This window comes from Brevibacillus laterosporus (assembly GCF_030489605.1).
GTDB classification, from domain to species: Bacteria; Bacillota; Bacilli; order Brevibacillales; family Brevibacillaceae; genus Brevibacillus_B; species Brevibacillus_B laterosporus_E.
The window spans coordinates 127,674-154,657 of sequence record NZ_JAUKFY010000004.1; the positions used below are offsets into that span (position 1 = coordinate 127,674).

The 26,984-nt window shown below is 41.9% G+C and carries 26 protein-coding genes, 2 pseudogenes and 1 riboswitch; of the genes and pseudogenes, 6 read left to right on the forward strand and 22 right to left on the reverse strand.

Annotated elements, in window-relative coordinates; genetic code table 11:
• Positions 1 to 11 precede the first annotated feature (11 nt).
• The 6 genes from QZ995_RS05930 to QZ995_RS05955 form a co-directional block, all read right to left on the reverse strand.
• Positions 12 to 449, reverse strand: a complete 438-nt coding sequence (locus QZ995_RS05930; protein ID WP_031415393.1) for a EutP/PduV family microcompartment system protein — start codon at positions 447 to 449, stop codon at positions 12 to 14.
• 2 nt (positions 450 to 451) lie between these two features.
• Positions 452 to 805 (reverse strand): BMC domain-containing protein, encoded by a 354-nt coding sequence (locus QZ995_RS05935; RefSeq protein ID WP_031415394.1) that lies wholly within the window; start codon positions 803 to 805, stop codon positions 452 to 454.
• Positions 806 to 996: 191 nt separating this feature from the next.
• Positions 997 to 2,136, reverse strand: coding sequence for a 1-propanol dehydrogenase PduQ (locus QZ995_RS05940; protein WP_301804329.1), 1,140 nt, complete (start codon positions 2,134 to 2,136; stop codon positions 997 to 999).
• Positions 2,137 to 2,404: 268 nt separating this feature from the next.
• On the reverse strand, positions 2,405 to 2,956 hold the full coding sequence (locus QZ995_RS05945; protein ID WP_301804330.1) for an ECF transporter S component: 552 nt from the start codon (positions 2,954 to 2,956) through the stop codon (positions 2,405 to 2,407).
• The gene (locus tag QZ995_RS05950; RefSeq protein ID WP_301804332.1) at positions 2,946 to 3,341 is read right to left on the reverse strand and encodes a DUF4430 domain-containing protein; all 396 of its coding nucleotides are present in this window, start codon (positions 3,339 to 3,341) and stop codon (positions 2,946 to 2,948) included. The genes QZ995_RS05945 and QZ995_RS05950 overlap by 11 nt, the downstream gene beginning before the upstream one ends.
• Positions 3,342 to 3,393: 52 nt before the next feature.
• Positions 3,394 to 3,546, reverse strand: a riboswitch (adenosylcobalamin (AdoCbl) riboswitch).
• Between the two features lie 96 nt (positions 3,547 to 3,642).
• Positions 3,643 to 5,073 (reverse strand): NAD(P)/FAD-dependent oxidoreductase, encoded by a 1,431-nt coding sequence (locus QZ995_RS05955; RefSeq protein WP_301804334.1) that lies wholly within the window; start codon positions 5,071 to 5,073, stop codon positions 3,643 to 3,645.
• A gap of 258 nt (positions 5,074 to 5,331) precedes the next feature.
• Between QZ995_RS05955 and QZ995_RS05960 the strand changes: the two genes are divergently transcribed.
• From QZ995_RS05960 to QZ995_RS05975, 4 genes and pseudogenes are all read left to right on the forward strand, one after another.
• Complete coding sequence (locus QZ995_RS05960) at positions 5,332 to 6,135, forward strand: ABC transporter ATP-binding protein (RefSeq protein WP_301804337.1); 804 nt, start codon at positions 5,332 to 5,334, stop codon at positions 6,133 to 6,135.
• A gap of 849 nt (positions 6,136 to 6,984) precedes the next feature.
• The gene (locus tag QZ995_RS05965; protein ID WP_301804340.1) at positions 6,985 to 7,671 is read left to right on the forward strand and encodes a queuosine precursor transporter; all 687 of its coding nucleotides are present in this window, start codon (positions 6,985 to 6,987) and stop codon (positions 7,669 to 7,671) included.
• Positions 7,672 to 7,800: 129 nt separating this feature from the next.
• Positions 7,801 to 8,417, forward strand: a pseudogene (locus QZ995_RS05970) (class I SAM-dependent methyltransferase).
• The gene (locus QZ995_RS05975) at positions 8,398 to 8,757 is read left to right on the forward strand and encodes a hypothetical protein (RefSeq protein WP_301804341.1); all 360 of its coding nucleotides are present in this window, start codon (positions 8,398 to 8,400) and stop codon (positions 8,755 to 8,757) included. Before QZ995_RS05970 ends, QZ995_RS05975 begins: the two are co-directional and overlap by 20 nt.
• Positions 8,758 to 8,820: 63 nt before the next feature.
• On the opposite strand, the pseudogene QZ995_RS05980 reads toward QZ995_RS05975, so the two are convergent.
• The 10 genes and pseudogenes from QZ995_RS05980 to QZ995_RS06025 form a co-directional block, all read right to left on the reverse strand.
• Positions 8,821 to 8,929, reverse strand: a pseudogene (locus QZ995_RS05980) (DNA-binding response regulator); the annotation flags it as partial.
• Between the two features lie 192 nt (positions 8,930 to 9,121).
• A complete protein-coding gene (locus tag QZ995_RS05985) occupies positions 9,122 to 9,844 on the reverse strand; it encodes a KDGP aldolase (RefSeq protein WP_301804343.1) in 723 nt (240 codons plus the stop codon).
• 13 nt (positions 9,845 to 9,857) lie between these two features.
• Entirely contained in the window at positions 9,858 to 10,958 is a 1,101-nt protein-coding gene (locus QZ995_RS05990) for a DgaE family pyridoxal phosphate-dependent ammonia lyase (protein ID WP_301804345.1), read from the reverse strand.
• Between the two features lie 89 nt (positions 10,959 to 11,047).
• Complete coding sequence (locus QZ995_RS05995) at positions 11,048 to 11,698, reverse strand: DUF4310 family protein (protein ID WP_301804347.1); 651 nt, start codon at positions 11,696 to 11,698, stop codon at positions 11,048 to 11,050.
• Between the two features lies 1 nt (position 11,699).
• Positions 11,700 to 12,488 carry a DUF4311 domain-containing protein gene (locus tag QZ995_RS06000; protein WP_301804349.1) on the reverse strand — a complete coding sequence of 263 codons (789 nt, stop codon included), beginning with the start codon at positions 12,486 to 12,488 and terminating at the stop codon, positions 11,700 to 11,702.
• Positions 12,489 to 12,511: 23 nt separating this feature from the next.
• The gene (locus QZ995_RS06005) at positions 12,512 to 12,859 is read right to left on the reverse strand and encodes a DUF4312 family protein (protein WP_301804352.1); all 348 of its coding nucleotides are present in this window, start codon (positions 12,857 to 12,859) and stop codon (positions 12,512 to 12,514) included.
• A 13-nt stretch (positions 12,860 to 12,872) separates the two neighbouring features.
• Positions 12,873 to 13,232: an SFCGS family glycine-rich protein gene (locus tag QZ995_RS06010; protein ID WP_301804353.1), complete on the reverse strand. Its 360-nt coding sequence runs from the start codon at positions 13,230 to 13,232 to the stop codon at positions 12,873 to 12,875.
• A gap of 12 nt (positions 13,233 to 13,244) precedes the next feature.
• A complete protein-coding gene (locus tag QZ995_RS06015; RefSeq protein WP_301804355.1) occupies positions 13,245 to 13,622 on the reverse strand; it encodes a hypothetical protein in 378 nt (125 codons plus the stop codon).
• A complete protein-coding gene (locus QZ995_RS06020) occupies positions 13,613 to 14,746 on the reverse strand; it encodes an amidohydrolase/deacetylase family metallohydrolase (RefSeq protein WP_301804358.1) in 1,134 nt (377 codons plus the stop codon). The genes QZ995_RS06015 and QZ995_RS06020 overlap by 10 nt, the downstream gene beginning before the upstream one ends.
• A gap of 5 nt (positions 14,747 to 14,751) precedes the next feature.
• Positions 14,752 to 16,773, reverse strand: coding sequence for a BglG family transcription antiterminator (locus tag QZ995_RS06025; RefSeq protein ID WP_301804361.1), 2,022 nt, complete (start codon positions 16,771 to 16,773; stop codon positions 14,752 to 14,754).
• A 330-nt stretch (positions 16,774 to 17,103) separates the two neighbouring features.
• Here QZ995_RS06025 and QZ995_RS06030 point away from each other — a divergent pair, with 330 nt between their 5' ends.
• On the forward strand, positions 17,104 to 19,050 hold the full coding sequence (locus QZ995_RS06030; RefSeq protein ID WP_301804364.1) for a glycosyl hydrolase family 18 protein: 1,947 nt from the start codon (positions 17,104 to 17,106) through the stop codon (positions 19,048 to 19,050).
• Between the two features lie 399 nt (positions 19,051 to 19,449).
• Complete coding sequence (gene helD / locus QZ995_RS06035; protein WP_301804366.1) at positions 19,450 to 21,798, forward strand: RNA polymerase recycling motor HelD; 2,349 nt, start codon at positions 19,450 to 19,452, stop codon at positions 21,796 to 21,798.
• Positions 21,799 to 21,891: 93 nt separating this feature from the next.
• Here helD and QZ995_RS06040 read toward each other — a convergent pair whose 3' ends face one another.
• From QZ995_RS06040 to QZ995_RS06065, 6 genes are read right to left on the reverse strand one after another with little or no spacing between them, the layout of a single operon-like run.
• Complete coding sequence (locus QZ995_RS06040) at positions 21,892 to 22,311, reverse strand: hypothetical protein (protein WP_301804369.1); 420 nt, start codon at positions 22,309 to 22,311, stop codon at positions 21,892 to 21,894.
• A gap of 28 nt (positions 22,312 to 22,339) precedes the next feature.
• Entirely contained in the window at positions 22,340 to 22,525 is a 186-nt protein-coding gene (locus tag QZ995_RS06045) for a hypothetical protein (RefSeq protein ID WP_301804372.1), read from the reverse strand.
• Positions 22,515 to 23,045, reverse strand: coding sequence for a ubiquinol-cytochrome c reductase iron-sulfur subunit (locus QZ995_RS06050; RefSeq protein ID WP_301804373.1), 531 nt, complete (start codon positions 23,043 to 23,045; stop codon positions 22,515 to 22,517). Before QZ995_RS06050 ends, QZ995_RS06045 begins: the two co-directional genes overlap by 11 nt.
• Before the next feature lie 18 nt (positions 23,046 to 23,063).
• On the reverse strand, positions 23,064 to 23,630 hold the full coding sequence (locus QZ995_RS06055) for a 4Fe-4S dicluster domain-containing protein (RefSeq protein ID WP_301804376.1): 567 nt from the start codon (positions 23,628 to 23,630) through the stop codon (positions 23,064 to 23,066).
• A 1-nt stretch (position 23,631) separates the two neighbouring features.
• Positions 23,632 to 25,797: a molybdopterin oxidoreductase family protein gene (locus QZ995_RS06060; RefSeq protein ID WP_301804379.1), complete on the reverse strand. Its 2,166-nt coding sequence runs from the start codon at positions 25,795 to 25,797 to the stop codon at positions 23,632 to 23,634.
• The gene (locus QZ995_RS06065) at positions 25,784 to 26,824 is read right to left on the reverse strand and encodes a hypothetical protein (RefSeq protein WP_301804382.1); all 1,041 of its coding nucleotides are present in this window, start codon (positions 26,822 to 26,824) and stop codon (positions 25,784 to 25,786) included. Before QZ995_RS06065 ends, QZ995_RS06060 begins: the two co-directional genes overlap by 14 nt.
• Positions 26,825 to 26,984 lie beyond the last annotated feature (160 nt).

The window sequence follows — 26,984 nt, forward strand, 5'->3', positions numbered from 1 at the left end:
CTTCCCAAATCTTATTCATCAGCATTTAAATAGCTTTGCAGCTCTTCTATACCGATGTTTTCAGTAGAAGAAATCTCGAAAATTGTCGAAGCTCCAGCCGCTAGTAAATATTCTCGGGCTTTTTTCACATCCTCCGCATTTTTAGCAATGTCCACTTTTGTAATGATACCAATAACTGGTTTTGCAAACACAGAGCCAAAAGAAGGCGGAAAATAACAATCTTCATTTGTGCAATCTTGCACAAGGCCAATGACATCCGCATCGACACTTGTCACAAGCAACATTCTGTATAAACCTCTATTTTCTATACATTCCCCAGGTGTATCAATGGCTTGATCGAAGGTTTCAATGGCTTGTGTTTTCTTATAGGCGATCACATGTCCGTGAAGTCGCTGGCATAAAGTGGTCTTCCCACATCCTGTATTTCCGGTTAGAATTATTTTTTTCATAACTACGTTCTCGTTATCTTCGTAGCTGAAAATCCTAAAATATCCTGTAATCCGAGCAACACTTCATTTAACGCGGATTCCACAGAGGATACATCACCTGTAATCACCACTGATCCACTGAAACGATCTACAAAGCCGATTAGCACTCCAGCAGCTTTTGTTGCTATGTCAGCAGCAATAATCGAGGCTTCACTTGGGGTAATGGTCAAAATACCAATTGCATCCTTCGTATCACTACCTAATCCCAGCTTTTTATAAATATCTGCATTCGGATTAGCTATGATATGAGCTAGTGTGACTTGTTTACCTGGTACATACTCCTGAATGACACGTTGTTTCTCATTGTTTTGGCTCATAAATCTCATCCCATCTGCTTGAAAAAACGTAAAAAACACATAAAGGCTCCTTAAAAAATACGCATGGCAATTTTTAAGGAGCCTCTTCGCTCTCAACTGAAATTCTTAACACGCCGTTGTGTTAATTTCACTATATTTGAACTTGTAAACGATGTCAATACTTCATTAGACTAATTTCGACAAAATATTCGCTACTGAAACATTTTGTTCAAAATTCCAATAACGTCTTCTTCCGTTGGCACACGCGGATTTGTTTTTGTACATCCATCCTTGAGCGCGCCTTCTGCGATCGCGTTTCTCATTTCTTCAAGCTGCTTATACTCTATGCCACAATCCCGCAAATTGGTTGGCATTTTCAATTGTTTTTGCAATTGCTTGATCGCATTAATTAAGCTACGCACTCCGCTTCTCGTATTGCTCGCTGGAAGACCTAAGGTTTTAGCAATAGCTGCGTATCTCTTAGCTGTCGCCTGATTTTCAATCTCACTATACCCTCTTCCACAATTCGCATTGAATTCGATGACATGTGGAAGCAGTAAGGAATTCATGCGGCCATGAGGAATGTGGAACTTAGCTCCAGCTACATGGGCAATTCCGTGATTTAGGCCTAGTGATGTAACATTAAAGGCCATCCCTGCAAGGCATGAAGCATTGTGCATTTTTTCACGTGCCTCTAAATCATTACCATCCTTGTATGCTCTTACTAAATATTCAAAGACAAGCTTCATCGCCTTTTCCGCGAGTGCATCAGAAATATCATTTGCTTTAGTAGACACAAACGCCTCGATGGCATGCGTCAAAACATCCATTCCCGTATCGGCTGTAATAAAATCAGGGACACTTTTTACTAGCTCGGGGTCTAAAATAGCTTCTTCTGGAGTCATATCATTCGACACTAGAGGATACTTAATATTTTTTTGTTGATCACTAATAACAGAAAATGCGGTTACCTCTGATCCTGTTCCACTTGTTGTCGGAATCGCAATGAAAGGAAGATCTTTTTGGTTCGATACTTGTTTTGCAAAATATTTCATTGCTTTCGCCGCATCGATAGCTGAGCCTCCTCCTAGTGCAACAATCGTATCAGTTTCAAACTCACTGAGGGCTTTCATTCCACTTACAACAACCTCGATTGGCGGATCTGGAACGATATCACTAAAAACCATGTGCTTATTACTTTCGTCAATTTGGTCAATGACATGCTGAATCATTCCCGATTGAACCATAAAAGGGTCTGTGACAATAAAAATTCGTTTCTCTTTCAGATCCTGCAGACGATTCAAAGCGCCTTGTCCCATGTAAATATCTGTTTTAAAACTAACCTTATCCATGCTGACACCTCCATTTGGAATAAAAAAAGAGGCTTTTTAGAAGGGAGCATACCCTTTAAAAGCCTCTTTGCTATCTACATAAGTAACACGTCTTTGTGTAACCTGTATTCTGTTTTCTACCAATACTGTACTACTATATTTAGCATATAGTCAACTATGTATTGATTGTTATTTTTAAAAACACTATACACGTCTTTGTGTATAAAAACCTTTTACATCAAAGGTTTGATATGATTCGGCAAGCACTGCATTGTGCCTGTTCAGTTTGTCAAGACTTAGCAAAATGTTGATTTATCAATTTGTAAAACAAAGGAAGTAACAGAGGTGCGAGTACGAAATAAAAAACAAAATTCCCAATTGCATGCATCGCATCGTAGGGGATTCCTGCTAAATAATAAATTAGAAAATAAGTTGAACCGTAAAGCGGTATCTGACAAAGAGAGTTAATAAGCCCGAAAAGCATTCCTGTAAATCCGGCGTATAAGGCCATCACGAACAAGGAAAGCTTTGGGAACACCGGTCGTATAAATATGCCGGTTACCACGGCAATTACACAGTACGCAATGATCTGCGGGAAAATCCAAATCCCGATTCCCAAGACCATATTTGACAAAATCATCACAATTATCGCAAGCAACATACCATATCGAAGTCCCATTAGAATTGTCATAAGAATGACAATTGTTGTCACGGGCTGTACGTTAGGTATGGACGACAGTGCAATCCGGCCAGCAACAGACAAGGCAGCTAAGATAGCCAGCAGCGTTATGCCTCTTACACTGGATATGGGTGCTTTCTGTATGCGGTGGTTAGGAGGCATGTAGATCCCACTTAATCACATCGCCATCTTTAACTGTAAGATCCTTGGCTCCTGTAACCGCTGGTGCTCCGTTCACTTCGTACAGCCAATACTTTTTCTCTGCTGGATTTTGCTTCACGTCCTCAATCGACGTGATAAATCCATTGTCGTCTTCCACTTTAAAATTGGTTTTCATCAACTCATACAAGGTTTGATCCCCTTTGAATTGAATTGTTTTTTCAGCAATTTTGGTTTTGCCCCGATCGCTTGAAACTTCTACAACGATCTTGTTTTCAACCTTTTCTTCTGCTGCTGCGTTTTGTGCTGCGTCATTATTTGAACAACCCACTACACTTACCATCGCAAGTGCAACAAGTAAGGCGATTTGACAAACTCTTCTTACCATATTCGCTCCTTTCTCCATTAAAAAAGTCTAGTGAGGCGGGAACATCACTAGACATGGACTAACCACTTTCGCCTCGAAATGGTTAGCCTTTCAGTAGTTTTTAGGCAAAAGACCTGACTTAAGACTGGAAAACAGTCTATCACAGTGGCGGGACCGCGTTGGATTTGCACCAAACTTCCATTGCCTAAAACTATTATTATTTACATTAATGAGGTGTGACCCATTTGAAAATATTATAGCATAAGAAATGGACTTGACAATCATACTGTTGTGACAAAATATAGTTGTCTTCTTCCATATTTTAAGACAGTTGGCGTAAAATTCCCCGAGCAATATGAACGCCGCATGCTCCTGCTTGCGCAAGCCCTCGCGTTAAACCTGCTCCATCACCGCCTGCATATAAACCAATAATTTCTGTTTCAAAGTGGGGGTTCAAATATGGACGTGCTGAATAGAATTTCGCTTCTACTCCATAAAACAGCGTGTGTTCACTTGCAATACCCGGCGTAACATGATCGAGTGCCTCCACCATTTCAATTAAGCTTTTCATTGTATTATACGGCAATACTAAGCCGAGATCACCCGGTACGGCTTCTTTTAACGTTGGCTCAATAAATCCCTCTTTCAGCCGTTTTTCTGTAGAACGCCGACCGCGTTTTATGTCGCCAAAGCGCTGTACAATCACGGAGCCGTTAGAAAGATCATTCGCCCGCCTTGACACCTCTTTAGCGTATTCGTTTGGCTTATCAAATGGTTCTGTAAACACATGGGACACAAGCAGAGCAAAGTTCGTGTTAGGGGAACCAAGCTTCTCATCCTTGTATGCATGCCCGTTAGCCGCCATTACTCCGCTGTGATTTTCTACAACAACATGACCGCTTGGGTTGGAACAAAAGCTTCGCACAATTTGATCCGTAGAAGATTTGAACAAGAACTTCCCTTCATATAGATGCTTATTGATTTCTTCCATGACTACATTGGTCGTTTCTACACGAACCCCTACATCTACTTGATTATTACTCAATCGCAGACCCTGTTTTTTCAAAATCTCACCGAACCATTGTGAACCGTCTCGGCCAGGAGCAATTACGATTTTGTTCGCACGGTACTCATGACCCTTTTTACAGGTAATTCCGCGAATTTCTTTACCGTTTTCTGTTGTCTCAACAATGATATCTTCCACTTCCTGCTTAAAAATCATTGTTATTTTTGGTTCTAGCTCTTCGCAGATACTCTTCAAAATCTCCAAGTTTTGTTCCGTGCCTAAATGGCGGACATTTGCACGCAGTAGTTTCAGTCCAACTGCTTGCCCTTTTCGCTCTATATCACGGACTGCCTCCGTGGTTGGATCGGTTATAGTAGGAGTTGCTCCGTGTTTTAAATTAATTGCATCAACATATTTAATCAATTCAAGCACTTCGGAAGGTGCTAAATAATCGGTCATCCAGCCGCCAAATTCTGTCGTAATGTTAAACTTTCCATCTGAATAAGCTCCTGCTCCACCAAATCCGTTGGTAATTGAGCAGGCTGGCAAGCAACCGCTAAAATCCTTTCGACCTGCTGGAGGCGGACATTTACTGATTTTTTTCTCAAGGATGGGACAGCGACGCGAGTATATATTATGTCCTTTTTCAATCAACAGGATCTGTAAATCAGGTTTGTTAAGGATCAATTCATATGCCGTAAAAATTCCTGCTGGACCAGCTCCGACAATGATAACATCATAATTCATAGATGTTGCCCCCTTGAAAATGTTAGGAAATTACAAGCCTTATTGATTATAACATTGCTTCTTAAATAATCAAGAAATAATCCGAACATTTTTATCTAATATTCATTTTTTGTTCGTTTTATTCTTTTATCATTGTTCTTTGCAGATAATATAATTTAATGAAATACCCTTCTTATTCTTTCAATTCTAGATTGATATATATGACAGAAAATTAGTACAATGATTAAAAAAACGAAAAAGGAGATAACCTACTTGTGCATGCTAAAACCAATTCTTACTTTAAACAAGGTAAGCTGGAAACGCGGTGATACACCGATTCTTAAAGAAATAAGCTGGAACATTCACTCTCAAGAGCATTGGTGTCTACTCGGTCTAAATGGATCAGGTAAATCAACCATCCTGCAGCTTCTAAACGGCTATATTTGGCCTACTTCTGGAGAAATTGAGGTTCTTGGGAAAAAGTTCGGTACCTATGACTTGCGACAGTTACGCAAAGAAATCGGCCTTGTCAGCAGTTCTCTGCAACAACAGCTTCGAGGCAGCGATACCGCGCTAGATATTGTATTATCTGGTAAACACGCTTCTTTAAGCCTATACGAGCCAAAGATTCAAGAAGAGATAGAGCAGGCAAAAGCTCTATTAGAACAATTTGGTTGTGCTCATTTAGAGCATCGTCCCTATCAGGTTTTGTCACAAGGCGAACGTCAGCGTATTTTATTAGCCCGTGCCCTAATGGCATCCCCGCGTTTGTTGATTTTAGATGAGCCTACAACGGGTCTTGATTTTATAGCTCGTGAACAATTGTTACAGTACGTTGAAACAGTGGCAAAGCAGACTAATTCTCCCACCATTATCTATGTTACCCATCATATAGAAGAAATTTTGCCTTGTTTTTCGCATACGCTCTTACTCAAGGATGGGAGCATTTTTGATTCTGGTCAGACACAAGACATGCTTGTTCCAGAGCTTTTATCCCGTTTTTTTGGGATTGAGGTTCAGCTTGAACACGTTATGGACCGACATTGGTTGTTTTGTAAAGAAGCTGTCGGTAAGCGTCCTTGATTGAGTTATATCTATCAAATAGATAATTTTTAGATAAAAAAGAAAAGGATATCCATATAAACAGAACTATAAATAGAATTACAAAAGCAAAGGATTGATTTTATTATGTGTAGGATTTGAAACAAAACATAATTAACGAGACTTACTGCTTTCCCATGCACCGACAAACTATTATGAAAAAAATAGAACAGGATTTGTTGAAGAATTCGAATATTTTGTCCGTGTTTTATGGAGGGTCAATTGACAACCAAAATACCGATCTGTACTCTGACATTGATCTTCGTATCCATAAAGATGAATTTTCTGGAGAATACCGAGCAAGGAAAAAGCAACGAGCATAACTGGGGGAGTGTTTTATTTTATGAGGATGACCCGTTGGCAAATTACAGTGTTGCGCATTTTTCTTCTTTTATAAAGTAGATTCCTTTTATTATCGAGCAGAAGGCATGCAGCCCTCCATCTGGTTACAAAATATACGGATGGATTGATGACCAGCATTTTGGAGCAGTCCATGCAATTCATATATACGCCAACAGCAGAAGAAATTAAGATATGGCGCTCCACATTTTTTGCTTATGCTCATGAGACCTATTGCATATTCCATATGGGGCAGCTATTTGCTGCTCTTCTTTGCATTGAGAGAAAGAGAATCTTTTTTGCTTAGTTTTTGTTTTTTCTAAAAAATTTTTTGATTGCTGGTTAAATGATGCCCCTCCATCAAAGAATAACTATTGATGTGAAAAAAAGCATTGAACCACAGGGTGAAGCTTGTTACAATGAGTCCTTGTAACAACTTCATACACTCTTCGCGGTTCGAGATCTCCCGCGTTATCAAAACTAGGAGGATACATGTTTAATTTATGGTTTGGGATCGGCTTTGTGCTGGTCAATTTTGTCTTATTCTTATTATGCTATCGTTTTTTTGGCAAAGTAGGCTTGTATGCTTGGATTGGATTTGCTACCGTGCTGGCCAACATTCAAGTAGTGAAAATCGTTGAGCTGTTTGGTTTTGCCATGACGCTTGGAAATACGATGTATGCAACCATCTATCTGTGCAGTGACCTGCTCAATGAAAAATATGGGCAAGAGCAAGCGAAAAAAGCTGTCTGGTTTGGCTTCTTTACGCTAATTGCCACAACCATTATCATGCAGATGTCCCTTACATTTGTACCTCATCCAGATGAGCTGGCGAAGCAAGACGCCTTAGCCATGATTTTTGGTATTATGCCTCGACTGGTAATTGCTAGTTTAACGTCATATTTTATTAGTCAGTTTTTAGACGTCCGTATTTATACTTTCTTAAAGAAGGTATTTCCGAAACGAAATCAATTATGGATTCGAAATAACGGAAGCACTTTAATTAGCCAATTAGTTGATACCGTACTCTTCTGCACCATTGCTTTTTTAGGAGAGCTACCTATGGATATTTGGTTTGACATTATACTCACAACCTATTTGATTAAATTCGTGGTATCGGCTGCTTCTACACCGATTTTATATATAGCACGTAACTTTACGTTTACCAAAGAAAGCTAAATATTCATTACTAGCTATCCTCTTAAAAATCAAAAGTCCGTTTGTACATGAAAATCCATGTGGCAAGCGGATTTTTTCATTTAGCCAATAAAGTGTTATAATTTTCTGATAAGAAAAGGAGGTATTAGTATGCTTGGCTTTTATAACCGTTTATCTTCAGAAGTATATGATTTGGATAAACCAATTGGTCATTCATTTGGTGATGTAGAATTTTATAAGCAACGATGGAAACCTATATTTCACCTACCCTGTATCAGGCCATTATCATACCTTCTGGGACATTTTTACTGATACATGAGAGAGAAGCATCCATCAAAGCCTTACAAAATTTTTATCACAGTCTGGAAAACGGCGGAAAATTAATCGTTGATTTATTTTTACAAACAGAGTTCAGCTTTGGAACAACCTCAACAAGAACATGGACATGCGATAACGCTGATGTGATCACATATCAAGATACTTTGGTTGAGGTAGATTATATTAATCAATATAGTATTTCCTACGGCAGATATGAAAAATGGCGTAATGGCAGGCTAGTAGAAACTGAGCTAGAACGTTTTCCCTTACGTTGGTATGGCGTAGAGGAATTTAGAATGATTCTTGAAAAAATTGGATTTCAGCAGATTAGCATTTCCGCTGATTATCAATTTCAAGTATATCCAACCAACACGACGAAAATCATCACCTTTGAATCGATTGTTAACAAGGCCGTAAAGGCTGGCACAAATGACCAAACAGGTGAGTGAGGCTGGTCTGAATAAATACAAGCCTTACGTGCAGGATTTATTCGTGAGTGCCCCTATAAAAGGAGGAAGGTTTATTAAAGTAGATAAATATTCGTTGTGTTCCTATTTCATTGCTCTGGGTATAGTCGTTTATATTGACCAATTACTACAAAACTCGTTCGATAGCATTTATGTTCTCTTGCTTATCGAATTAGCTCTGTTATATGTATTATTTCAATTAGCGAATGCATTCATCGCCCCGTTTATTCAAAAAATTTGTACTAGATATCATATTCATGTGCTAGTGATTTACATCGTTTATTTCCTGTTTTTCACATTTGCTCTCAGCTATGACACGTAACATTCCGTTATTAGGAATAGCCAGATCAATAGAATGGTCCTGAACCGCCTGAATTGCTTCTTATCCATCAGACACCTTAATGTAATGGTATCCCTCTTTTTTTACATGTAACGCAATCAACTCTGCAATCTCCGCTTTTATCATCAGCTATCAAAATAGTGATACGCTTGATTGTATCCACCCTCTACATACAGTTAAAAACGCTGTCCTTATAGCAGGTATGCTGCCTAGCTTACAGGAGCAAAAAGAGACAGACTGAATGGGATATATCCAATCAGTCTATCATTACATTGTTTTATACGACCAACGAAGCCTAATCAAAAGGATCATACGGAAAAAATTTCACTCCGAAATCAAATATAATCTATAACCACTCAGCCAATGCAGCTTTTAAAGCTAGCACATCTTCTATTCTTGTCAAACCAGTCTCTTTATCCACGATAGACGTATAAATATGTGGAATCACTTCTCTAGCACCATTTTCGATACAAACGCGCACCGTTTCTGCCATATTTTCAATCGTAATTCCCCCTGTGGGCTCAAAAATCGTAATACCTGCTTCTACAGCAGCCACTACCATTGCAGCCAGTTCATCTACTCGGTTATTCAGTGGATAAAATTTGACAGAGGGAATGCCCATGTCCGCGATTAATGCCGCCGCCGCTTCACACGAGATGGCTTCCTTATACCTCTGACTCTCAGGCCCTGTGGTTACATACACCCTCCCTACGGTTCCGCTTGGGGTAATTACCGCATTAACAATAGTATTTGCCCCACCTTCAGCCTCCAATAGTCCAATCGTGTAGCCGGCTGCTGGAAATACTTGATTCACGTGTGGTGGGATCGTTTGCTTAGCTACCTCAGCTACTTTTTTCCACTGAGTGGGGTCAGCCGCCCCTAAGCCTACTGATACTGGGATCCCTGCTTTTTGATACTCCCTCACCTTTTCAACTGCCAATTTTATATTTGAAAATGACTTGACCATAAGACCAATGAATACCTGTCCATTCAATATTTCCATGATATCCTTTGCATTCTCAGGGTCTCTGGCTAATAAATTGACGCGTACTTTTACATGGCTACTCATCATTCTCCTCCTCTTACCTTGCTAATATCTCACGTAAACGCTGAGCAATCAGATTTTCTTGTTGGAAAAGCAAGGGTCTTGGGTCAATATAGATGATTCCTACATTGGCATAATGATCCCTTGTATAAATAGAGGGATTCCCTTCCTTCAATTTTTGCGCCAGCTCTATAGCCGTCATACCAGCTATGGCTGGATCAACCGTTAGTTGTGCCCGGTAAATTTCGCGGCCAGCTTCATCCTGAACAATGCGTCCTGTGATTCCCGGTAAATCCTTTATTTGTTCCAAAAATGATTGCATGCGCGCCTTTTGCTCCTCACCCGTATCACGCTTATTGGCGTAGCGCTCCAGTGCCACTACTAAACCAATCAACGCTTCCTTACCTACCTTCATGGCACGACCTATACCCTTGTATTGAGCATGGCACGCTTCTATTAGGTGCTGTTTGCCACAAATAAAACCCGAGGTTGGTCCCTCGATAGCTTTACCACCGCTATAAATGACCAAGTCCACTCCCATCTGAACATACTTGCCCAAATCTTCTTCGGCGGCTGCATCCACAACTACCGGGAGCTGATGACGATGCCCGATCTCTAGCATGGTCTGAAGAGATTGCATCCCCTTCTGTACGGCATGGTGGGATTTGATATAAAAGAGCGCAGCCGTTTTCTCACTAATCGCCCCCTCTATATGCTCAGCTTCTGCAAAATTGGCATGACCTACCTCAATTACGCGGGCTCCTCCCAAAGCCATCATCTGTGGGACAGCTCCACCAAAATGTACAGAATGCCCCTTCTGTATAATCACTTCATTCGGAACACCTTGTAAAAATGGAATTTTCTCCAGTTTCGAAAGGTTGCTTCCTGCAATAACGGCGGCAGTAGCAATTGCTATGCCTGCCGAGGCTCCAAGTGTTGGACAGCCTCCTTCTGCACCGGTTGCTTTTGCGATACGTTTCCCAACCCAGCTTAACAGCTCCTGCATATCCACATAATCCATCGAACCTTCTGAGATAGCGCGAGCCACTTCGATGTGAACAGCACTTGCACCCAGCGCCGTCATCTTTCCACTAGCATTAATGACAGCGTGAAGACCTAGCTGTTGATAGATTGACATGATTTCCTCAGCCTTTCTGTTTCTAGCGTATGTGTAAAAAGATACAGTAATCTAAGTACACGCAGAACAAATTTCAAAAAGCACCTTTTTTAGGCTGGAATCGGAAAAATTCCCCCCATAATCATAGCTCCAATGATTGCGCCCCCTGCAATGGGCTTTTTAAACGCATAGAACAGGGCCGCACCAATTGTCGCACCAATGCCCACTGGTATCGAAGCCATAATCGCTGTGATAACAATTAAGGGGCCCAAATAGCGACCAGCAGCATTTCCCGCTCCCATCATGACATCTGCCCCAAAGGTTGAGGTGGAACCAGCTACAGTATAGCGCCGAATGAAAATAATAATGCTCCCAATCAATAAACCTAGACCAGCACCTACTAGCAATGCGAGCGGAAACGATTCTATGGGAGCCACAATCCCAGCTCCTAATAACAGGGCAGGTACCCCAATCCCAATTCCCGTTTGAAGAGCACCGCCGATATCCAAAATCCCGACTAGGGGGCCTTCTAAGACACGGGCAAACAAGAAGCTAGCGCCAAATGCTGCTGCTGCACCATAGCTTCCGCCTTTGATCCCTGCCTCTAACATCGCTACAATAGCAATATCATTAAATGCCCCTACATGGTGCACATAGTACATATGTGTACCAGCAAATATCCCCGAGCATAAGCAAGCAACAAAGATAGGAAAAGCCCATTCAGACATCCAAAAGCCTTGTTTTTCTAACGATTGGTCCATATCATTTCACCTCTGATCCAAATAATTTGTGCAAATCAACGAGCCATTGAGGAATATCCACCTGAATACTATGCAGAAACGCTACATCGAAACCACGGAAGAAACCACTTAATGCGTATAAAAGCACTACCGCAAACACCAAGGTTTTCGTAATACGGTTCCAGCCGCTATCGTCCACACCTTTACCGATGAGAATACCAAGAACAATACCAGGTACAGCATTCCCCATGATTAAGTGAGCCAATCCACCTAGTACCGTCCCCCATAAACCAGTACGTTTACCAGCATCCATCGCAGCCATCCAGAAAACGATGGGCATGATTGGGTTAATCAGCCAGTTTGCAGCCGGGACCAATACTTTGGTTGCTACTAACTGCATGGAGGATGGTATGGAGGAAGCGGTAGAATTCAATAAAGTCACCACAGCAACCCCTACAAGGGCACCTACAAATGCCATTTTTTTCGGATTATGTAAAGTTTCAGAAACATTCCGATTTTTCCATAACAGACCAGCTGCTGCCCAGTTTGGAATAATGCGATGATCAACGTCCTGAGTCAACGCACCTGCACCTACAACAGACGCCCATGCATTAAACAAAAATCCCAAACCGAATGAAAAGTGAGATATTGGATCTCCTTCACATGCATTTAATTCACCAAAGGTACGAAAAGCACCCATCCCTTGCACATTGGGAGCGTGAAACATACGAGCTGCACCTGCTCCAACCCCAAACCCAACGAGTGCACCAATAATAATTGATTTCACAATAATGACCAAGGTGATACCCATCCGCTACTCCCTCTTTTCTGTGCCTACGTGTTAGGATTCTTCGCTAGTTTGATCTGCCTGCTGGAAATCGATTGTATTTCTTCCGTAAACGGTATTTTGGAAAGCTCAATTACACGCAAACGGACCAAAATGCGCACTTCAATCGTGTATTTCGTTCTAGTACGCGGAAACAGAATCCCTAGAAAGCGCTCTTTATAGGAAAATTGCGTTGCCTTCAACACCTCAACATCCATCGGTTCAATCCGTAAAATCAGATCGGGAATTTCGCGAGCCATCTTGCTTTTAATTTGACTAAACACAATTTGAAAGGCAGCTTCTTTGGAATCGCCGCTCCCGCTTAACGTCAACGTGTAATCAAGCTCTTTATACATTTCCTCTCTCCTCCTATCCTTTCATTTTTTTAAACTCTTCTGTCATTCGTCTCCCCAATTCCTCCGTATCCATAAATCCAAAGCCAATCACCTTTTTCCCTTCGCGCAAGGCCGTAATGCCCGCATCTATGGAACGTAATCCAAATTCAATCTCATAACCATATTTCGTTTTAGCTGTAACAGCGCCGGCTCCACCGCTTCCACAAAAAGATAGCCCAAAATCGGCATTCTCCTTATGCATGTAATCACCGACCTTCATATCTGCTCCGACTCCGGGAATAAGGATAGGCAGTCCTCCAGCCGCTTTAATCCCTTTCGCAATATTTTGTCCTTTCCCCAAACGATCTCCAATAACCACCTTAATTTCATCCATTACAATTCCCTCCTAATTCATTTCTTCTAATATAGCCTTTGCTGTTTCTAAATGAACTTGCAGCAGAAAGACTTCAATTGGTTCGATCGAAAAACCATTTTGCACACCATAAGCATCCAAAACCTTTTGGGAGATTTGCTGTAACCTTCCATCTCCTTCTTCCATGAAAGATAAATCCATTGCAGCTAGTCTCTCCTTATCTTGCACTCGTCTTATAAAGGCCAGCAGGTGAACTCCCATCGCAATCCAGCGTTCCTTGTTAATCATCAACGGAATCTGACTCGTCAACTCTTGTATGTCCTCAAGCAGCTTGATTAGCTCGGACGCTTCTGTATCTTGCATGGGGGATAATTTAGCTACTTCCTCCACGATGCTTATCATCATACGCATTTCAATACCTTTCCTGATTTAATAGTGAGCTCTGGCTGCAAATAACTTGGTGCGGTGAGGGTAGCCTGCTTGGAATCAGTTAGTTCCAAAGGCCCTTTTATCATTCTTAACAGGCTAATATCAGCTCGCGTCCCTTCTTCTAAGGTGCCGATTTCATGCTCTTTTCGTAAAATCCTAGCTGGATTACATGTGGTCATCTCTACCACTTCATCGAGAGAAACACCTAACGCTAGTAATTTGTTCATTGTCATTGCTAAGCTGTGTACAGGGCCATCTATGTTATGACGATAAATGTCTGTACTAATGGTGTATGGCTTAATCCCACATTTCAGCGCACGTCTCATCGTGGCAAAGCTAAAGCTGGAGGTACCATGACCGACATCAAAGATTACACCACGCTTCAATGCCCGTTCTGCTTCTGGAAGCAAGCTACCCTCCTCTGTAAAAATACCGCCTTTTTTCCCGTGAAACGCATGTGTAACAACATCCCCAGCTTCTAGTAATTCCAATACTTCCTGTAGAGCCGGGGGCGCATTTCCTATGTGAACCATTACTGGCACCCCTAGTTCTCTTGCCACCTGTTTAGCTATATACAGGGGCTTATTTCCGTTTTCTTTTACTACAGAAGCGCTCATTCTTGCTTTAATACCACAGATACGCGAATCGCTTTTTATTAGATGAGCTGTTTCTGCTGGTGCCAATAGGGATAAATCAGCTAACTCTGAAAGTCCACCACAAAGCCCTAATCGTGAAATATTGATCCAAGCAAGTACTTCCGTCTCACTGCTCGCAACAGCTTTTTCCAGAAAGACCGGATAGGTTTCCACGCCTGCACTCCCAGCATCCACCACTGTTGTTACACCCTGCTGCACGCCAATCCGATCAGTGTGAATACCCAGCGGCGTATAATCTGTGAATATATGCACATGCAAGTCTATTAATCCAGGCGTCACAATCAATTCTTTCGCATCAATCACGATTTTAGAGGCTGGAAGAGGCATATGATTATCTGCTTCCCAAACCCTTTGAATTTTTCCCCCTCGAATCCCAATATGAAAGCGACCGTTTCGGCTGTTAGCTGGATCTATCACAAGACCATTGCAAACAAGTACATCGTAGTCCATTTTCTTTAGCCCCTCTCTTCAGAGAAATATCGCATGATGGCGGTAAGCTCGCTGGTCGGTACTGTAAGATGCTCCTGCTCAAAAAATTGAGTTAACTCCTTCCGATAGGCCTTCATGTGACGGGATTCTTGTAATCCGCTTGTCTCATAGTTTAGATAAGAGCTGCCATGCGACAGGCGATTCACCATTAGCAGAATGTGCAGAAGCAAGCCTTGCTGCCTCTTTTCAGGCAAAAGATGAGCAAATCGACTCGTTAATTTCATTCCAATCTCAAAGCCTTGCAGGATAATGTCCTGTGTCATATGTTCCATTTCCTGAGCCATGACAGATGAAAGATGCTTCACAGGTAGACTAGAATTTGTTCGCTCTCTGCTTGAAAATGAATCATTACAGGATATATCTATTGCACTTGATAGCTGCTTAGCTGTATGTGACTTCTCTACTATTGCTTGCCATTCTCCTGCTTGGGCGGCTCCCTCTAGTTGCTTTGCTTTTACAGCGTTTAAAACAGCTTGTAGCTTTTCTCGATCCTGTTTCGTGGGCAGGGCATTTATTTGCACAACAGGTACTTTCGCCTGTAGAGGGATTACGCTAACGATAAGGTCAACAGAGCGGCTTTGTAGAAAGCTGTCAACCTCCAAGCTAGAGCAAAGGCCTACCACTTGTAATGTTTTGATTTCTTTTTCTAAATGGGTCTGTAGAAATCTTGCGGCTCCTCGTCCCGTTCCACACACAATTAATGTCCGCACTCGCCTATGACCTGCCAATCTTTCTTGAGCAGCCTGAAAATGAAGGACAATGTAGGCGATATCAGAATTAGAAAGCAGAATTTGATACTTTGCAAACTTTTCTAGGCAAATTTGCTTCAATGCTGTAAACAAGGAAGGATATGTCCGGATGATATCATCAGTCAGTGGATTCGGGTCCAAAACACCATTTCTGTATTTCACAATTCGATCTGACAGATGCGCAAATAAATGCTCCATTAGGCCTGGATCTTCTCGAAATCGAATCCCGCATTTATCGGTTACCGCTTGAATAAGTTCATCGGTCAGTGCATAAATCTCTGCTTGCTCGTGGGAATCGACCGTATACTCATAGGCATGGGGGTCCACGATCATCCCGATGGTCGGCATACAAATAAAGGCTATTTCCTTCTCAGTGATCGGAAGCGACAGTTGTTCAGACAAGACTTGAAGTTCATTTTGGAAATAGGCAAAAATAGAAAACTGATGGATAGCTGAAATCTCCAGCGTATCTAGCTGGTTGCTATATCCGCTACGCAGGCGTTGGACGACTATCCCCATCCGTATCAATAGGCTTATAAGAACTCGGTCTGACAGATGAATTCGTAGTTCTTTCCCTATATGAAGAATGACCCGGTTTAATGCTTCTTTTAAACGGTATGCTTCCTCTTTTCTTATTTTCAATCTCTGAAAAATTGGCATGATGAGAGCCAGACTATCCTGTTCTTGTGAAATGCTCTGTACTAGCTGAAACATTTGAGCACCGTCTAGTAAATCCAGCATTAATTGCTCTAGTGCTAGCCTACGCTGAAGCTCAGTACCAACAATTCGTAAGCCAACACGCAGCTTTCGCTCAAGATGCAATTGCCAATAGCTGCAGAAGCACTCTACCTTTTCAAGGTCTGATATGATTGTATTGCGACTTACAAATAAGCTCTCAGTGAAATCCTTGATTCGCAGATATCGGACTTCACATAGCAGCTCCAGAGCGATATAGCGCGCTCTTTCGTTTTGATGTAAAAAAATTTCATTTGCCCGGTGATTTTGTAACCAGTCTATTATCTGATTTTTGATCTGCCCCTCACATTCCAGCCAGATTCCCTTATTGGGTTGAGATAGCAAGGGAATATTTCGTTCTTTCAGCCAAGCGCGGATATGCTCTAAATCATATTTGACGGTTCGTTCACTAACTTGAAAGACTTGTGCTACTTCTTTTATTCGGAGTGGTTCTGGTGCTAGCACCAACGTTTTAATAATTTCACGCGATCGCGAAGAAAGCATGCCTTCCTCTCCTTCCCGTCTCATCAATGTTGTAAGCGCATCCATCACTGGTTGATTTCATTATATGTCCGTCTCCTCTTTTCTTAAAGTTCGATTCCTTTCCCTATCAGATGGTGCAAAATTCGATACTTCACAGACGAAACGATAAACGATTTGAACTTGATGTTTTTATAAAAAATTAATGAATAGTAATAAAACGTTACAAAAAAACAATTATTCATTAACAAAATATTTTTTACAATTTCAAATTAAAAAAAGTATTGAAAAAAAACCACAAACAGGAAATAATAAAAATATAGTTGATATAAATATTAACAAGGAGGCTGAAAAATGAAAAGATTTTTCTCATGGCTATCTACGCTTCTCGTTTTGGTAGCAATGCTTGTACCCAACACATCCTTTGCCGAGAACAGGAGCAACTCCTCAACCTCAGATTCAAAGACGGCTGCTTCACCCTATAACAAACGGATTGTAGCGTATTATCCAGAATGGGGGATTTATGCAGGCCACAACAATTATACGCCTGCAAAAATTCCCTGGAGTAAAATTACCCATCTCAACTATGCATTCGCAGACATTAACATGACAACGGGAACCATCGATTATTTTGACAAATATGCAGCGACAGAAGCCTTAATGGATGGAGCAACATGGGGTTCTCCCGATGCAGGTACTCTAGGTTCTATTCGCAAGCATAAGAAGCAATATCCACATGTCAAAACGATGATTTCCATCGGCGGCTGGTCTAGGTCTGCCGGATTCCATGACGTTGCCAAAACGCCTGAGGCAAGAGCCAAATTTTCCAAAAGTGTGGTCGATTTTATTCGTCAATGGCAATTCGATGGAGCAGATATCGACTGGGAATACCCCGGCTTTAAACGGGACCCTGATAAAGTAGACAATCCTAATGATCTTGGTACACCAAAAGCAGATGATACCGAAAAAGAAACATTTACTCTCCTCTTAAAAGATCTTAGGGAAGCGCTTACTAAAGCTGGTCAAGAAGATGGAAAATACTATGAGCTGACAGCAGCAGTAGGTTGCGGATTGGACAAAATCGCCAAGACCGAGCCTGATAAATACGCCCAATACCTCGATTTCATCAATGTCATGACCTATGACATCCACGGTGCGTGGGAAAATAAAACAGGTCATCACTCCCCTCTTTTCCCAAATCCGAAAGAACCCTATGAAGAATTCATCAAAGTAAATTACAATACGGCTCAAGCTGTGAAAAACTTCGAAAAATTTGGCATCTCAAAGGACAAGCTAATTGTCGGGTCTCCTTTCTACTCGCGTGGATGGGGACAAGTTAAAAATGATGGTCCGATTCCTGAACTTCCTGGTTTGTTTGCTTCCACTGTTCCTGAAAGTGTAAAGGGAATTTGGGATGGCGGCCGAAACGCGGGGAACAATCCTTACTACCATATCAAAGAGGTGCTAGAAAAAGATCCTGCCTTCAAAAAGTATTACGATCCTGTTGCCAAAGCTCCTTATCTTTACAGCGAAAGTAAACAACAAATGTTTACTTATGAGGATCCAACTTCCCTACAAGAAAAAGTAAATTTTGTTAACCAAAATGGATATGGCGGAATCATTGTCTGGGAAGTGACAGGGGATCCAAAAGAAGAATTAATCAGTGTAATCGCAAATGGCTTCAAATCTGGCGCCACTCCTACAGAATATGGAGCTGTTTCCTTAGAGGTTGCCAAGCAGTCCTTCTCCTTCACACCTGAAATTACCTTTAATGGCGCTACCTATAACGTTGCTTTTGGGCAGAAAAAGCTAGTGGAGCAGGTGCCAACAGGTACTTACGCGATCACGGCAAAACCATTTGAGGATACCACCTACAAATACTCTCCAATCGTTAAACCAGCTACCGTTCACGTTGCCAAAGGGCAAACACATCCTGTCACTATCGAATACAAACAGGAGCCTAAAGGCCCTACCGATCCTGACCCAAGCAAAGTTCAAGCTAAGGTGGATTTTCAGATAACCTCACAGTGGGATAATGGGTACAATTTTAATCTGGTAATAACCAACACAGGGAAAACACCTATTACAAATTGGACCTTGCAATTTGATTATACAGGTCAGCTCACTTCTGTTTGGGATGCCACTCTCACACCAGGTCAAAACAACTACACAGTGAAGCCTCCTAGCTGGGCAACGGAAATCGCACCCGGAAAATCCTATACAATTGGCGGCGCTGGTTCAGGGAAGGCCTCTGTTCCCACAAATTATAAAATAAATGGTTCACCAATTACGGGAACCTGAAGTATCTTCTAAAAAAACTTATGAAAGAACCTCAGTAGTACACAACATGATTGAAAAACGATTTCAATTCGGTTACAACAGACGCTCGTTAAAATTTGTGCACAATAAAAGAAGAGCCTGCGCTATTCGTTTGCAGGCTCTTCTTTTTGCCGATTAAAAAACCTCCCATCTACCTTAAAGGCAGTTGGGAGGTATCGTTAACGAGAACTGATCTAGAAATTATATGTAAGACCTTGTAAATACATTGAAAAAATCCATTCATGATGATAGAATGAAAGGTACTTCTGCAGTTTATTTTAAAATATCATAATTATATACTTAGATTTTATCATGCAAACAGTCAATTGTCAATTCTCTTCTGCACATTTAATTCAATAAAAGGAGTTGACTTATCTCGTTATGACAGATCCAAATTGGAAACAAGAGCAAATACGTGTTAATCAAGTCATTCATGAAATTGATCGCCGGATAAAGCGATACGAGGCTGATGTACATGTTCTTCAATCTGATGTGGTTGAGATGCGAAAAACCTTTTGGGACGATGTGACCGTGAATTTAGATGATCCTCATGAGGCCGTCGAAACCTATGCTACCGTCAAGCAGCAAGCAGAAATATTATCCGAACGTGAACGAACGCATGTGCATACCCAAAATCAATTGCGTACCTTAACACGCTTACGCGAATCTCCTTACTTTGGACGAATTGACTTTGTTGATTATGCTTTGCAGAAAAAAGAAGCAGAACGCATCTATATTGGTCTTGCATCTCTTCTTAACCAAACAGACGATGAGCTATTAATCTATGACTGGCGTGCCCCTATTGCCAGCCTCTACTATGATTATCCACCTGGAGAGGCCCAATATGACACACCAGACGGCAGCGTGGCCGGATCACTTGAATTAAAGCGACAGTTTATCATTAAGAACGGTACGATCGAGGGGCTATTTGATACTGGTGTCACTATTGGAGATGAGCTGTTGCAAGAGGTACTTGGCAAACAAGGAACCAATCAGATGAAGACCATCGTTTCCACCATTCAACGTGAACAAAATCAGATCATCCGCAATGAAAAAAGTCAGCTATTAGTCGTACAAGGAGCCGCTGGGAGCGGAAAAACCTCCGCTGCTCTCCAACGTATCGCATACTTACTCTACCGCTATCGAGATCGTCTACGTGCAGATCAAATCGTTTTATTTTCACCGAATCAGATGTTTACTAGCTACATCTCTACCGTGTTGCCAGAGCTTGGCGAAGAGAATATGCAGCAAACAACCTTCCAGGATTATTTGAGCAAGCATATTGGAAAAGCTTTTACAATAGAAGACCCCTTTTCTCAATTAGAATATGTTCAGACAGCTTCCAAGGAGTCAGATTATCAAGCAAGAGCAGAGGCGATTCGCTTCAAGGCTACCTCCGATTTTATACAGCTCATTGAATGCTACGCCCACCGATTAGGCAAGCAGGGTCTTATGTTTCATGACCTGTCATTTCAAGGCGACGTGTTAATCAATCAAAAGCAAATTGCAGAAAAATTCTATTCCTTTGATCCTTCTGTATCCATCCCCTTGCGAATCAAACAACTAGCTGACTGGTTACTTGCACAAGTAAAACTAACGGCGCGTAAAGAGCAAACGAAGTCTTGGGTCGAGGATGAGCTTGAGCTATTAGATAAGGATGATTTTCAACAGGCTTATAACATATTAGCAAAACAAAATCGCTTAAAAGGAAATTCTTTTGACGATCATGAGCAAGAGAAAAAAATACTAGCGCGCATGATTGTAAACAAACACTTTAAGCCATTGCGGGCTCGAATCAAACGACTTGGGTTCCTTGATCTTCCTTCCATCTACCAACAGTTGTTTACAACTGCTCTCGATACAGAAAGTAATACGATTACTCTTCCCAATCACTGGGAAAAAATTTGTTCCTTGACTCTAGAAAAGATTAGTCATCGTGAGCTTTATTATGAAGACGCTACTCCTTATCTCTATCTGCAAGGCTTACTCAAAGGCTTCGGTGTAAATACTCGGGTTTTACATGTTTTCCTAGATGAAGCACAAGATTACTCACCCTTTCAACTAGCCTTCTTTAGAAAAATGTTTCCCTTCAGTAAAATGACCTTACTTGGAGACTACAATCAAATGATCTTAGCCCATACAGCTTCCACTCACGAATGGACAGCATTTACGTCCACATTTTCTACTGCCAATAGCGAAATCATTCAACTGACCCGCAGCTACCGTTCTACTCGGCAAATCGTTTTGTTTACACGTGAACTTGTTGAAGGTGGCCGAGATATAATTCCTTTCAATCGGGACGGCAGAAAACCTACCCTGACAATAGTGGAAAACATTACCACGCTTGCCTGTGGTATCACAAAACGCCTTCAAGAATTACAGCGGACAGGGAACCGCACCATTGCCGTCATCTGTAAAACAATGAAAGAAAGCAAGGAAGCATATGAGCTTCTGCGAGCAAAGCTATCCGTACGGCTAGTGGAGCAAGACACAGCTAGCTTTGAGCCGGGCGTGCTTGTCGTTCCTGCCGCTCTTTCAAAAGGTGTTGAGTTTGATGCCGTCCTTATCTACAACGCCTCGGCAGATCAATATGGAAAAGAAAGCGATCGAAAGCTACTGTATACAGCATGTACCCGGGCAATGCACGAACTGCACCTCTACTGCCTCCAGGACACTAGTCCATTTATCTCGTCAGTTTCTTCTGAGACGTATGAGCTGCAACAGGAGTAGAAATTCCCTTTTTCAATCTACACAAAAATCCCGTTCCTCTAAATATGAGCATTACATCATTTTTAGAGGAACGGGATAAATTTTACCCTTTATCTAAAAGCTATAAGTATCTTTGATAGTAGGCCTGTGAAACATAATTTGATAGATTAATTCACGCTCATTATCATTTATCTGAAGCATGGTATGTTGTTCATTATTCCTCTGATCAATCTCTCGATCCTTACAGCATTCCGGCTTTTCTTGGTTACTCTGTTTCCTCTGTACTGCCAACTGTTTTACGCTGATCCCAACTCCAACCGCAGGAATTGCGATAAACTGACAGGAATTAAAATATAAACGAACAATGGTATCATTCTCAATCAATTCCCATTTAGCCAAATGACGATGAATCGGAGGTGCCACCTCTTTTTCTGCATCCTCGGCAACATCAATGATCTGAATCTCCATAGTGCAATTCACAAAATCAGGCAGTATTTTTTGCAATAAAAAAACAGCCTGCTTTTCTGCGTTCATCGTCACTCCTCCTTTCTAATCGTCCTTCCTATCGGCGTTTATCAAGTGCATAGATAAAGAAAGCCACCGGTACACAAATGATAGCCAGACCGCTGTATAACAACACCGCCATAAAACGCTGGGCATAAAACATATCGACGCACAATTGCACAAACGTGATACTCGCCAACAAAAGCAAGCTCATGCAAACAACTCTCCAGTGGCTAGATTTCATATGGCTTCACTCCTGTCGCATAAATGGCTCCACCTTCGATTTTGAGCTTAATTTCCGGTAAAGCACGTTTAGGTGGGCCAGCGATCGGATCTCCTGTCATAATGCTAAATTTACCATGATGGCACGGACATAATAACTCTTGTTGCTCCTTATTCCAAAACACAGGGCATTTCAAATGAGGGCAGGAATTCTGATAAGCTCTATATTCGTCCTTCCCTATACGTACTAGCAATGCTGGATCATGCTTGCTCGGATAAGCAAAATTGACTGCTTCCCCGATCCCGATTTGAGCTATATCCGCTATTTTTAGCAGGTTATCTTCCTGCTTAGGTGCAAGCCCCAGTAGCTCACGGGCAGCCAATGTTCCCCAGGGCAATGAAGCTACGGCAAATACTCCTACAGCGCCTGCCATCGTTTTCATGAATCCGCGCCGATCCAGCTTGCGTTCATTATCTCGATGAATATTATGTGTATAGTTATCATCCTGCTTCGGAACTATCATTTTTCGTTTATTTTCCATATCGTTTGACACCCTCCCTTAGAATAGCTTCTGTTTTCCTTGTAAGATGCCAGGCAGACTGATCTTGACATTCGTTTCCCCTTCTAAGGCCCCAAGCATGCTGGCTGTCCATTTACCGTTGGCCAGCTTTACCTGAGACTCCTTCTGGGCCAGCTCTTCTTCTGTTAGCCATTGCAATGTATTGGTAGGACAAACAGAAGCACACATAGGAGGAATCCCGTCCTTTGATCGATCGTAGCAAAGATCGCATTTGTACATCAGGTTCTGTTCTTCATCAAATTTGGGGATACCATACGGACAAGCAATCGTACAGTTTTGACAGCCTATGCATTTTTCTACTAGAGCTGATAAAACCGCTCCATTATCGGCTATCTGAATCGCCTGAGCAGGACAACTTCTGGCACAAGCCGGATTTACACAATGCAGGCACATTAGCGGGATCGTCTGACGACTGACAAACGGGTCGGTCTCCAACACATAGTTGCGATTGCGCATATCATGGCCACCACACTGCGTACAGGCCGCTAGACAGCTCCGGCACCCGATGCAATTTTCCATTTCAATATATAAAGTGTGCTTAGCCATGTCATTTCCCTCCCTTGTCTAGCTTGACGATCTCGGCTGCACATGCCTTAAATTCTGGCATCCGGCTGTAAGGATCAAGCGCTGGATTCGTAAGCAGATTAATCGATTCGTCCTTTCCCCAATGGTAGGGTACAAAAACAGTATCAGGGCGAATCGCTTCGATAATTTTTACCTTGTACTTCGCTTGACCGCGGCGGGTTTTTAATACAACAACCTCATCATGCTTGATGCCATATGCCTCTGCTGTTTCAGGATGAACCTCTAGCAATGGATCAGGATACATTTCTTTCAAAAAAGGAATCCGGCGGGTCTGATTACCAGAAAGATAATGAAAGACTACACGCCCCGTTGTTAAGCGCAAAGGATATTCCTTGCATGGCTCTTCTGCTGGCGGGCGATAAGGCAGGGCACAAATCTTCGCCTTGCCATCAGGATGATAAAATTGTTTGTCTAAAAATAAATGCGGCTGTCCTTGATCTTCATCTGATGTACAGGGCCAAAAAACGCCATTTTTTTGTTCAATTTTTTCATACGTAATGCCCGAATAATCTGCAACAGCCCCCCGAGACAGCTCCGTCAGCTCAGTAAATATATCGCGTGGAGATTGTAAATGCCCAAAATATTCTCCCCGTCCCATACGTTTGGCAATTTCAACTTGAATCCACCAGTCAGGCTTAGATTCCGCATACCAGTCTTGAGCTTGTTTGTGACGAATTACACGTCCTTCAAGATTAGTGGTTGTGCCCTCATCCTCTGCCCATGTTGTCGTTGGTAAAATCACATCTGCATATTCAGCCGATTCCGATAAATAAAAATCCACACAAACCATAAAATCAAGTTCCTTAAGCGCTGACCGTACATGATTCTGGTTAGGCGCACTTACTGCGGGATTAGAACATAACAAATATAGAGAACGGATGGTTTTATCCAGCATCAGTTGGAACATTTCGTAGGCAGATACCCCTTTTTTCGGCATCTCACAAACAGGTACTCCCCAACGCTCTGCTACTAGCTTTACATCCTCGGGATTATCCATTTTACGATAGCCCGGTAATTGGTCCGCTTTCTGTCCGTGTTCACGTCCACCTTGTCCGTTTCCTTGGCCTGTTAATGTTGCTACCCCTGATTTGGGACGTCCAATTTTTCCTGTTACTAAAGCCATATTTGTATACGCTGATACGTTATCTGTTCCTTTCGATTGCTGTTCCACACCCCGACAGAACATAACGATCGCATTTGGAGCTTTCCCATAAATCTCGGCAGCACGAATGATTTTCTGTATGCCACATCCTGTAATCTCACTCACATATTCTGGTGTAAAGTCCTTTACCAATTCCTTTGTTTCCTCAAAACCATTTGTGTGGTTTTTCACAAATTCTTCATCGACATATCCTTTTTCAATCAACAGATGAACAATTCCATTTGCTAAGGCTAAATCAGTCCCCGGACGAATATCTAAATGAATGTCGGCTCGGCGTGCCAACGGTGTTTCGCGTGGATCGACGACAATTAGGTATCCCCCTCGATTCTGAACCTCCCAAATACGAAACATGCTCGTAGGATGGCACTCCGCTGCATTTGATCCCGTGATAAACAAACAATCCGTCTGATGAATATCTGTCCATGGAATCGTGGAGCCTCGATCAATTCCCAGGCTGCGATTTAAGCCTGCAGCCGCTGATGACATGCAAAAGCGACCATTGTAGTCAATATAGCGTGTTTGTAAAGCAATCCGAGCAAATTTCCCGGTTAAATAGCATTTTTCATTGGTCATGGAAACTCCAGAGTAAACGGACAAAGTATCCTTTCCATGCTTTTCTTGCAGTTCCTGATACTGCCGGACAATAAGGTCTAAGGCTTCGTCCCAGCTAGCTTCCCGAAAGCCTTCTGATGTTCCTTTTAACGCTGCATTATCACGAATTAACGGACGTTTTATCCGATCAGGATGATTCACCTGCTGATAAGCTGTTGTTCCTTTAGGACACAGCTTGCCTAGATTAACGGGAAAATCATAGCGAGGTTCGACCCCGATGATCTTGTTAGAGGCAATGTCCACTCTTAATTTCATGCCACATTGCATGCCGCAATAGCTGCAGTGAGTATCAACAAGCCTTTCACCTGGATGAATTTTGTTGGGAATCTGCTTTTGAAATTTATCCGTTGGCATGCTGGTTGCCCTCCTCCTTCAAAGTGTGGTGTGTTGGTTTGCCTGTAAAGCGAAACATCCGATATTTTCGGCGACATGGCAGGCAGAGCTCTGCTAAGTGAAAGCCTTCCTGCATTTCAAATGCGATTTGATTTTTTTGTAGCACCTCGATAACGTCGTTGGATTGCTCTACGGAGACGAATTCTGCCCCGCATAGCTTACAGGCTTTCATCGATTGTTCGCTGTAATGAAGCCGATAATTGCGTGCAAACACACTCATTGGACGGAATGGAATATGCGCAAGCTTACCAAACGGCAGATAAATTAATGTAATAATGACAAAGAACTGATGGATCATTTTTAATACGGGATGGCCAAAGCCAGCCAAAAAGACATTAGACGCAGTTAAGAATAGACCTGTGATACTAATGGCCATTAATAAATACAGCGGTAAAAAATCATAAACAAAGCTTTGTTCCGCACGAGCTTGCATATCCTTACACCGTCGATACAAGGCCATTGAAACCCCAGCAATCACCATAAAAGCGCTAATGTTTAAAGCATTATAAAAACAATAAGCTAAGATTCCATCTGCCTGAATCGTCATTAAATCCATTCCCATAAATACAACCGTGTACATTCCGTTCACCGGCATTGTAAAGTACATCCAGCCAAAAACAAGCGGGAAGGTTACGAAAGCGGCAAGCATACAGCCCCATCCTATCAGGATATGCTGGGTCCAGCGATACCAATGGCGATTCCAGATGAAGCGATACGTTACCAGTTGTTCTGTAGCTGTTTTAGGGCTATTTTTACGAAAAAGTAATTTTATCCCCTTTTTAATGATAAGCTTAGTAGGTGGACGTTCTGCCCACGCGCCAAATCGATATAAAAATCCGCCAATAAACACTATTGTGCCAACCATATACCCATATAAGGCTAAATCCATATGTGTAAATGATCTTGAGCCTACATATGATATGAAAAACAGTACCAAGATAATGCAAAAGGCTCTCTTGGCAAATTTGGATGCAAAAGCACGATCCATGATCTACTACCCCCCTGGAATTTTTCTTTTTTCTTGCCCTATTTTTTCTTTTTTAGGTAATGATCGATTGTCATTGTACTTAATTCATTTCTTGCTCATTGTGATGAGCATCACTTATTCCTGCACAAATTTTTAACATTATGAAATAGTGCCTTTCATT